8 protein-coding genes are annotated in these 9025 nt (G+C 74.3%); 4 read left to right on the top strand and 4 right to left on the bottom strand.

Features of this window, described 5'->3' with window-relative positions; translation table 11 throughout:
- Window positions 1-106: 106 nt before the first annotated feature.
- Window positions 107-766, bottom strand: coding sequence for an SDR family NAD(P)-dependent oxidoreductase (locus ACWDVG_RS31310; RefSeq protein WP_451704284.1), 660 nt, complete (start codon window positions 764-766; stop codon window positions 107-109).
- Complete coding sequence (locus ACWDVG_RS31305) at window positions 763-1353, bottom strand: DUF4383 domain-containing protein (RefSeq protein WP_451704282.1); 591 nt, start codon at window positions 1351-1353, stop codon at window positions 763-765. The genes ACWDVG_RS31310 and ACWDVG_RS31305 overlap by 4 nt, the downstream gene beginning before the upstream one ends.
- A gap of 212 nt (window positions 1354-1565) precedes the next feature.
- On the opposite strand from ACWDVG_RS31305, the gene ACWDVG_RS31300 reads away from it, so the two are divergent.
- On the top strand, window positions 1566-2906 hold the full coding sequence (locus ACWDVG_RS31300) for a cytochrome P450 (RefSeq protein WP_451704281.1): 1341 nt from the start codon (window positions 1566-1568) through the stop codon (window positions 2904-2906).
- A gap of 161 nt (window positions 2907-3067) precedes the next feature.
- Window positions 3068-4168, top strand: a complete 1101-nt coding sequence (locus tag ACWDVG_RS31295; RefSeq protein ID WP_451704279.1) for a glutamate--cysteine ligase 2 — start codon at window positions 3068-3070, stop codon at window positions 4166-4168.
- Window positions 4169-4210: 42 nt separating this feature from the next.
- Here ACWDVG_RS31295 and ACWDVG_RS31290 read toward each other — a convergent pair whose 3' ends face one another.
- Complete coding sequence (locus ACWDVG_RS31290; protein ID WP_451704277.1) at window positions 4211-5089, bottom strand: potassium channel family protein; 879 nt, start codon at window positions 5087-5089, stop codon at window positions 4211-4213.
- A gap of 165 nt (window positions 5090-5254) precedes the next feature.
- Here ACWDVG_RS31290 and ACWDVG_RS31285 point away from each other — a divergent pair, with 165 nt between their 5' ends.
- Complete coding sequence (locus ACWDVG_RS31285; RefSeq protein WP_451704276.1) at window positions 5255-5485, top strand: hypothetical protein; 231 nt, start codon at window positions 5255-5257, stop codon at window positions 5483-5485.
- 54 nt (window positions 5486-5539) lie between these two features.
- On the opposite strand, the gene ACWDVG_RS31280 is transcribed toward ACWDVG_RS31285, so the two are convergent.
- Window positions 5540-7309 carry a lysyl oxidase family protein gene (locus tag ACWDVG_RS31280; protein WP_451704274.1) on the bottom strand — a complete coding sequence of 590 codons (1770 nt, stop codon included), beginning with the start codon at window positions 7307-7309 and terminating at the stop codon, window positions 5540-5542.
- 405 nt (window positions 7310-7714) lie between these two features.
- On the opposite strand from ACWDVG_RS31280, the gene ACWDVG_RS31275 reads away from it, so the two are divergent.
- Window positions 7715-8896: a mechanosensitive ion channel family protein gene (locus tag ACWDVG_RS31275; RefSeq protein WP_451704272.1), complete on the top strand. Its 1182-nt coding sequence runs from the start codon at window positions 7715-7717 to the stop codon at window positions 8894-8896.
- Window positions 8897-9025 lie beyond the last annotated feature (129 nt).

Raw genomic sequence — 9025 nt, 5'->3', positions numbered from 1 at the left:
CACGACCTCTGCCCCGTCGGCTGCTGCCCCGCCCGCACCGCACACCCCGCCGCCGCCGGCGCCGACAGCCCCTACGCCTGAACGGCACCCAGGAGGCCGGGGACGCTCAACGCGGGCTCCCCGGGTCGCCGGTGAGGGGCGCGAGCAGATGCCGTTCGACCGCCGCGGCCGGGTCGGCGCCGGGCGGGAGCCTCGGCGGCTCCCCCGTCACGGCCCGGGCGGCGAACCCGCCCTCCATGTGCGGGAGGCGGACGTCGACCACGCGGACACGCCGGGCCCGCTGTTCCCTGCCGACCACGTCCAGCCAGGTGGCGAGGGCCGCCTTGGCGGCCGCGTAGTCGGCCATGCCCTGCGGGGGCGCGTCGACGACGGCGCCGGTGACGACGCCGACCGCGCCTCCCGCCTCCAGGAGGGGCAGGGCTCCCCGGACCACGGCCATGGGTGCCAGGGCGTTCACCGTCATGAGGTGCTCGGCGGCGGCCTCGTCGACGCCTTCGGCCCGTCCGAAGCCCGCCACTCCGACGGCCACGACGACACGGTCCAGGCGCCCGAGGGCGCGGGCCGCCCAGGGGGCGAGCGCCGCGCAGCCCCCGAGGTCGTAGGCGTCGAACACGCGGCGGGGGCAGTCGCCCGGCAGCAGTGACCGGTCGGCGAGCCGCTGCGCGTTCCTGCCGGCCAGGGCCACCGACGCCCCCTGGCGGTGGAACGCCCGCGCGGCGAGGCCTCCGACCATGCCCGTCGCCCCCACGACCAGGACCGCGGTCACCGCGGGGGCCCTTCGGGAAGCGCCGGACCGGCCGTGCCGGGAAGCGCCGGGGGCGTGGTGAGCGCGGCGCCGGGCGGGAGGGACGCGCCGGCGAGGCGGCGGCGGGCGAGCGACTCCGCCGCCGCCTCGCGCGGGTGGCGCCTGCGCCAGTAGGGGTTGTCGTGCGACAGCTTGCTGGACACTCGCCCGTACATGCCGAACGTCAGGATCAACAGCCCCATGAGGAAGCTGAACATCACGTTGGTCATGCCGAAGTCCAGGAAGTTGGCGGGCCGGTCGAGCACGAACAGGTGGTAGAAGCCGCTGACCAGGAACGAGCCGCCCACGAGCATGTTCAGGGTGGAGGCGACGTTCCCGCCGGCGACCGCACCGGCCAGCAGGGCGAGTCCCGTCACCACCGAGATCCAGCTCAACGCGGTGTTGGTGGTCATCCCGGCGATCCGCTCCCCGGAGGTGTCGAAGGGACTGAGCGCGTCGGCGAAGCCGAGGCAGCCGAACACGAGCAGGACGCAACCGCAGAGGGCGGCGCCCCAGCGGTACACGGTGGCGAGATGGTGGTCCACGGGAAGTTCGTCTTTGAGTCGCACCGCAGTTCCCCTGTCTGTCCATGGCACCTTTTGTGATGCTTCAGTGGCTTTTTCTCGTGAGGGAAGCGCCCCGGATGCGCCGCGTGGTCCGGCACGGCGCCGTTCACCCGTCCGCACCGCACGGCGCGGCTCATGGGGCCGGTGATCCGGTCGGCAGTGATACGGCGCACATGTGGCGGAGTGCCGCGGCCCGCACGTGTTAGCTTCCGGCCGTGACTTCCCCGGCCCTGGACGCGTTCCCACCCGGCACCGGAGCAGCCCCGGGCCCCTCGGCGGCCGGTCTCCCCTTCTCCGGGAGTGCCGATCCGCTCGGCGTGCTCGACGTCTTCGGCGCACCCTTCGTCCGAGACCCGTACCCCTGGCTGGAGCTGCTGCGGACCGAGGCCCCCGTCCACCACGACCCGGGCACCGGGCTGTGGCTGGTCAGCCGGCACGAGGACGTACGACGGGTGCTGCTGGAGCCCGCGGACTTCCTGCCGGACAACGCGCAGCACGCCGTCACCCCGCTGCCCGTCCCCGTGCTCAGGATCCTCGCCCGCGCGGGCTTCGCGCTGCCGCCCGCGCTCGCCAACAACGGCACGGAGAGCCACGCGGGTCTGCGCCGTCTGGTCACCCGGTTCTTCCACGCGCGGCGCGTCGAGGAGGCGGTGCCCGTCATCGAGCGGATCGCCGGAGAGCTGCTCGCGCGGGTGCGGCGGTCCGCGCCCGACGCCGGGGGGACCTGCGATCTGTTCGCCTCGTACGCCCAGGTCCTCCCGTGCCGGGTCCTGATGGAGCTGCTCGGCATCGAGGGCGTCGAACCGACGACCCTGATCCGCTGGAGCGACGCCTCGCTGGAGCTGTTCTACGGGCGGCCGTCGCCGGAACGGCAGCCGGAACTGGCCGTGCTCGTCGGGGAGTTCCACCGGTGGCTCACCGCGACCGTGCGCAGCGGCACGGTTCCGGACGACTCCTTCATCGCGGCGCTCCGCCGCCATCGTCTGCCCGGCGGCGAGCCGCTGGACGTCAGGACGGCGGTCGCCGCCTGCTTCTTCGTCTTCATCGCCGGCCAGTCGACCACCGGGCAGCTGATCGCCACGGTGCTGCGTCGCGCGTCCGCGGAGCCCGGCCTGTGGGCGCGGGCGGCCGGGGAGGCCGGGCTCGCCGAGGCGTGGGTGGAGGAGGTCCTGCGCCGGGAACCGCCGGTGACGACGTGGCGCCGGGTCACCGCGCGGGCCACCACCCTGGGCGGGGTGCGCCTGCCCGCGGGAGCCCCGCTGCTCCTCATGCTGATGGGCAGCGGCTCCGATCCCGAGGTGTTCCCGGAGCCGGCGACCATGTGCCCGCACCGCTCCAACATCCGCCACCACCTGGCCTTCGGCGTCGGCCGCCACCGTTGCCCGGGCGCGTCCCTGGCGCGTACGGAGGCGGCCGTGGCCCTGCGGGCGGCGGCCCGCGCCCTCCCGGGCGTCCGACCGGCCGACGGACCGGCGGAGCCCCCCATGCTCGGCCTGCTGTCGTTCCGGGCCCCGCTCCGCGTGCCCGTCCAGGGGATCGGGACGGCGCCGCGCTGAGCGGGCGGCCCCCTCCTCCCGGGCCCCGAGCCGGTGCGCGTGTCCGTACCGTAACCGGAGTCACCCTCCGATGGGCGGGTCGGGGCGTTCGGACGCGCCGATCACGGGCATACGCGTGACCGACGGGCCCGGAGGTGGCCCGGGATCGACAGGAGCCACCAATGCGCACCGTGGGCGTGGAAGAAGAACTGCTGCTCGTCAGCGAGCGAACCGGGGAGCCGCTCGCGGTCTCGTCGGCCGTCCTGGCGTCGGCGGCCATCGGCGCGGAGGAGGGGGCGGAGGACGTCTTCGAGAAGGAACTGCACCAGGAGCAGGTGGAGTTCGCGACCCGGCCGGTGAGCGAGATGGAGGAGCTGGAGGAGGAGATCGTCCGCTGCCGCGCGGAGGCGGGGCGGCACGCCGAGCGGGCCGGGGCCAGGGTGGCGGCCCTGGCGACCTCTCCCCTGCCGGTGGAACCGTCGCGTAACCTGGGGAGCCGATACCACTGGCTCGCCGAGCAGTACGGGCTCACCGTCCAGGAGCAGCTGACCTGCGGCTGCCACGTCCACGTGTCGGTGGAGTCCGACGAGGAGGGCGTCGCCGTCCTGGACCGGATCCGGCCGTGGCTGTACACGCTCAACGCGATCAGCGGGAACTCGCCGTTCTGGCAGGGCCAGGACAGCGGGTACAGCAGTTACCGCAGCCGGGTCTGGAACCGGTGGCCGTCCGCCGGGCCGGTCGAGCCGTTCGGCAGCGCCGACCGGTACCACGAGGTGGTGCGGGACATGATCGCCACGGGGGTGCTGCGCGACCCGGGGATGATCTACTTCGACGCCCGGCTGTCACACAACTACCCGACCGTGGAGATCCGGGTCGCCGACGTCTGTCTGGAGGCCGGTACGACCGTGCTCGTCGCCGCGCTCACCCGTGGCCTGGTCGAGACGGCGGCCCGGGCGTGGCGGGCGGGCGAGCCGCCGGTCCGTACACCGACGAGCCTGCTGCGGCTCGCGTCCTGGCGGGCGGCGCGCTCGGGGCTCGACGGGCCGCTCGTCGACCCGGTCACGATGCGGGAGCGGCCCGCGGAGGCGGTCCTCGACTCCCTCCTCGCGCACACGGAGGACGCCCTGCGGGACAGCGGGGACCTGGAGGTCGTACGGAAGGGGCTCGCGGACCTGGTCGCCCACGGCGGCGGGGCCCGGCGCCAGCGGCAGCTGTTCGAGGAGGGCCGCGACCTCGCCGAGGTGGTACGGGCCTGCGCCCGCCTCACGACGCCGACCGTGTAGGAGCCGTCGGTGCCCGGTGCGACCGGTCCCGGGCGCCGGCGTTCACCGGGGCCCGGCGTGGCGGCCGTGGTCGTCGGCGAAGGCCCGGAAGACCTCGCCCGGCGCGCCGCCGGTGTGCAGGAAGCGGGCGTCGAGCGTGTCGGCGAGGTCCGCGAGCGCGGCGGCGAGGACCTCACCGGCGGCGCGGGTGTCGGGCCGGCCGGCGCCCGCAGCCCGGTCGGCGAGCCGCTGGGCGTAGCCGATACGGCGGGCGAGGGAGGTGCGGTCGTCGCCGTCGTAGAAGTAGTACGACTCGGCGTACTGCATGAAGTCGACGGTCACGACGGAGACCTCGGCGGCGAGGTCCTCCAGGACCGCCGGCTGGACCGTCAGGGGGTCGGGCGCGGTGAGCGGGTGCACACGGGCCAGGTGGGAGAGGCGCAGGCCCAGCGCACGGCGGCGGGCGAGCGCCGGGTAGACGCCGAGGGTCCAGGCGACGGTCGCGCTGAGCAGGGCGAAGCCCAGGAGCGCTTCGAGCGGGGCGAAGACCCGCAGGACGCCGCTGGTGGGCGCGATGTCGCCGAGGCCGAGGGTCGAGATGTTGACCATGGAGACGTACAGGGCATCGCCGAACCCGGCGTGGTCGGCGGGGTCGAGCCCGGTGGCGTAGCCGAAGGAGCCGGGCATGTGGGGCCAGTAGACCAGGGCCCAGCCGAGGACCATGGCGAGCGCCCAGGCGACGACGACGGCGACCATGGCGAGCGGCCCGGCGAGTCCGGCCGCGCGGCGGCGGGTGGCGGCCAGTCCGGAGAGGCGCCACATGCCGGTCACGAGCAGTTTGCTGAGGCCGCCGTGGCGGGTGGGGTGCCAGAGGGTGTGAAACACGTCCCGCAGCACGAGGAGCACCAGGGTCGCCCCCACCGCGTTGAGCAGCGCCGCCATCCGCTTTCCTTCCGTCGCCCGACCGACCCGGGGCTCCAGCTTTCCGTACGGAGGGGGTCGGACGCGGCCGCACCCTCCGTTTCCGGCCCGCCGTCGGGGGCAGGTGCGTCACGTGCGCGCCCCGGAAGGGGGCGCCGCCGTCACGCAGAGCGGAAGGAGTACGCCATGAGTCGTCGAGGCCGCGAGGAGGACGCGCCGCGGACCACGCCGTCCGAGGCGGTGGGCGAGAGCGGTGACGCCCGGGCCCGCCGGGAGGCGGAGGACGCGATGCTCGGCCCGCGCCGCGCGTCGCACTCGGACAAGGACCACGACAGCGACCGTGAGGGGGACGAGGAGGCCGGTGGCCCCGGTACCACCGGGGCCACCGGCGACCCGCGGCGCGAGGTGCCGGACTGAGACGCCGACGCGCGGCGCGGTGCGGCACCTCCCGCCGCCGAAACCGTCCTGGGGTCAGTTCGCGTTCACCAGGTCGTGGGCGGGGACGGTGACGGTGCGGCGGCCGGGGGTGCCACCGAGGACGACCTTGCGCAGGGCGCTGTTGTTGTCGAGGTTGGTCTCCTTCAGCCGCTTGGCCGGGTTGGCGAGGACCTGGATGTAGTAGGTGCCGTTGGGCAGGTCCGTGATGTCGAAGGACTGGCCCGGCAGGTCCTGGGTGTAGGTGTCACCGGAGCCGACGTCGAGCACCTCGCGGACGGAGAGGGAGTTCTCCTGGCCGCAGGCGGTGGCGAGGTCGGTGTTGTTCGGGTGCCAGTTGGCGTTCTTCACGGTGTAGTCGACGGCGTCGGTGTTGGCGAGGCAGAAGGCCTCCTTGCCGCTGCGGACCGCTTCCTTCTTGTCGGCCTTCAGCAGGCGGTAGCTGGCGAAGTCGGTGAAGTGCCAGTGCACGTGGCCGGGGCGCGGGTCCCACTCCATGGTGCCGGTGGGCGTGTAGCCGACCTGCTTGCCCTGGGCGTCGTAGAAGTACTGGTAGGCGTCCATCGTGGCCTTGCCGGGCGTGCGGAAGCCGTCCACGACGAGCTGGGCCGGGCCCGCGTTCCAGACGTTCGCGCTGAAGGCGAGGTAGTCCTTGCCGGGGACGTTCTGGAAGCCGCCGTCGCTGATGGTGATGCCGTAGGCCGGCAGGGACCGCAGGTCGGGCTTGGGGACGTTCGGGACGGACGGGGTCCCGGTGGGACGCGCGGACCGGGGCGCGAGGGCGGGCGCCTTGCGCGAGCCGTCGGTCTGCCCGGGGCCCTCCCCCACGGCCTGGACGCCGACGCGTCCGGCCTGCCGCACCTTCAGCGCCCACGGCAGGGCGGGGGGCGCGGCCTTCAGCGGCCCGTGGCCGACGTTGTACGAGGGACCGGCGCCGCTGGTGCGCGGGGCGCCTGCCTCGGCGGGGGTCGGGGCGTGGCCCGCGCCGTGCCCGGCGTGGTCGGCGGGGGCGTGGTGGGCGGAGCCGTGTCCGGCGTGCTCACCGGCGGCGGACTGCTGCCCGGCGTGCTCACCGGCGGCGGACTGCCGGGCGTCCTCCCAGCTGCGTTCCTCGACGGTGACCTTCACCGTGGCGGGCCTGTCGGCGATGCCGAAGAGGTCCCGGTACTTCTTGGCGACCCTGACCTTGGCCGTGTACGTGCCGGCGGCGAGCTTCACGGGCTCGGTGTAGGAGCCGGCGTAGGTGTTGGCGGCCCACCCCTTCTCGACGCCCCACACGGAGCCGAGGGTGAAGGGGTTGGTGGGGCAGCTCTCCGGATACTTCGAGGTGGCGGGCGCGTCGGGCCTGATCCGTCCGCTGGCGTTGTTCGGGCAGAAGCTCTCGGCGCGGCTGACGACCACCTTGCCGTTCTTGTCCGTGACGGTGATCTCGGCGAAGCCGGGAAGTCCGGAGAAGTCCTTCACGGTGCCGTTCGGCAGCGTCTTCGCCTTCGCCCTGCCGCCCTCGAACACGGTCTGGGTGACGGTCACCGCATCCTTGTACGACTTCCGGGTCACCTTCAGCTCCAGCGGCCTCCCCTCGGCGGTGAGGTACGTGCCCAGGTCCAGGTAGACGCCCGGCTCCTCCTTCCAGGAGGTGAGCGTGACCGAGCCGGTCGCCGCGACGAGGCTCAGCGTCGGTCCCGTCGCCGCCGTCGCCCGCTCCGGCGCGGCGGTCATGAAGCCCGCCGTCACCGCCATGGCGGCGACCGCCGTGGCCCCCGCGAGAAGGGGCCGCCTCAGCCGGTGGGTGCGCGTCGTGGTCATCGTTCTCTCGTCCTCCGCGTGCTGTGGGGAAGCGGGCCGGCCGCGGCCCGGGGAGACGGTTTCCGCCCGGGGCTCGCGCCGTGGTGGGGCGCCCGGTGCGCCCGCGCTGTGAGAGGACGTCCTTGGCGCCCCGGTTGTGCGGCGAGAGGAAACGCCACGATGTTGGCCGGAAGACGCTCCCGCGGCGAAAGCCGGACGCGCCCGTCCGAACGGGACCCCACCACGGGAAACGGAATCCGGTGCGGGGGACCCCGAGCGCGTCACGGGTGGCCCGAAAACACCCGTCGCCGAGGGGGCTCCCGGCGTGGGTCACCGGGGCGCCGCGGCACGGGCGCTGACGTTTGGCGTGCTCAGCGGCGGTGAGGCGTACGGGACGACTTGTTCGACCGATCGACTGGGGAGCACATGGAGAGCCTTGTTCGGCTGGCGATATGCGTCGGCGGATCGGCGCTGGCCGCCTTCGTCGTCTGCCGCGCGGCGGACATGCTGGCGCGGTTCGCCGACGCGCGGCATCCCGAGACCCCGCTGTGGGGGATGCTGCGGCGCTGCCGTACGCCGTTGTACGTCGTCGTGCTGGCCGCCCTGTTGAGTTGGGCCTACTCGGTGGCGGCGCCCGGACAGGAGCCGCTGGAGGAGCACGCGGACGCGGTGAGCCACGTCCTGCTCCTGTGCCTGATCGGCGGCGGGGCCTGGCTGGCGGTGCGGACGGTCGCGGCCGTCGTCGAGTCCTCGTACCGGCGGTACGCCGGACGGTCGCGGGACGCCGCCCGGCTCCGCCGGGTCCGTACCCAGGTCACGCTGATCATGCGGGTGGTGGCCGTCGCCGTCGGGGTGATCGCCGCCGCCGTGGCCCTCGTGACCTTCCCCTCCTTCCGCACCCTCGGCACGTCATTGCTCGCTTCCGCCGGGATCATCGGCATCGTGGCCGGCGTGGCGGCCCAGTCCACGCTGAGCAACCTCTTCGCCGGTTTCCAGATCGCGTTCGGCGACATGGTCCGCATCGGGGACACCGTCGTCGTGGACGGCGAGTGGGGGCTCGTGGAGGAGGTGACCCTCACCTTCCTCACGGTCCGCACCTGGGACGAGCGTCGCGTCACGCTCCCCGTCTCGTACTTCACCTCGCGGCCGTTCGAGAACTGGTCGCGCGGCGGCGCGGAGATGACCGGGTCGGTCTTCCTCCACTGCGACCACACGACCCCGGTCCCGCTGATGCGGGCCCACCTGCGGGAGTTCCTCGCCACGTGCGACACCTGGGACGGACGGGCCTGGGACCTCGCCGTCACCGACACCTCGCCGACGGGCATCACCCTGCGGGCGATCGTGACGGCGAAGGACGCCGACGACCTGTGGACGACCCGGTGTGCCGTACGGGAGGAGCTGGTCGGCTGGCTCGTACGGGAGCACCCCGGCGCGCTCCCCAAGATCGTCACCGCTCCGGCGGAACAGGCCTTCGACCAGTCCTGGGAGCTGCTGCGGGCGCCGCGGCAGCGACGCCCGGGCGAGGCCGTGCCGAACGGCGCGCGGCCGCCGGAGAAGCCCTCGAGCGAGGGTCCCTCCGGCGGCCGGGTGCGACGCGCTCGCCGATGACCTCCACGACGTGCGGCCCGGACTCGTCGAACGGCGGCCGCCGCCGCCCCGCCGCGGTCAGGGCGCCGGGGGGCCCGCGGGGGCGCCCGGGGCGGGGGGGGGGGGCACCCCGGGGGGGGGGGGGGCGGC

The organism is Streptomyces sp. NPDC003327, assembly GCF_053589515.1.
This window is presented reverse-complemented; position numbering and strand designations above follow the sequence as displayed.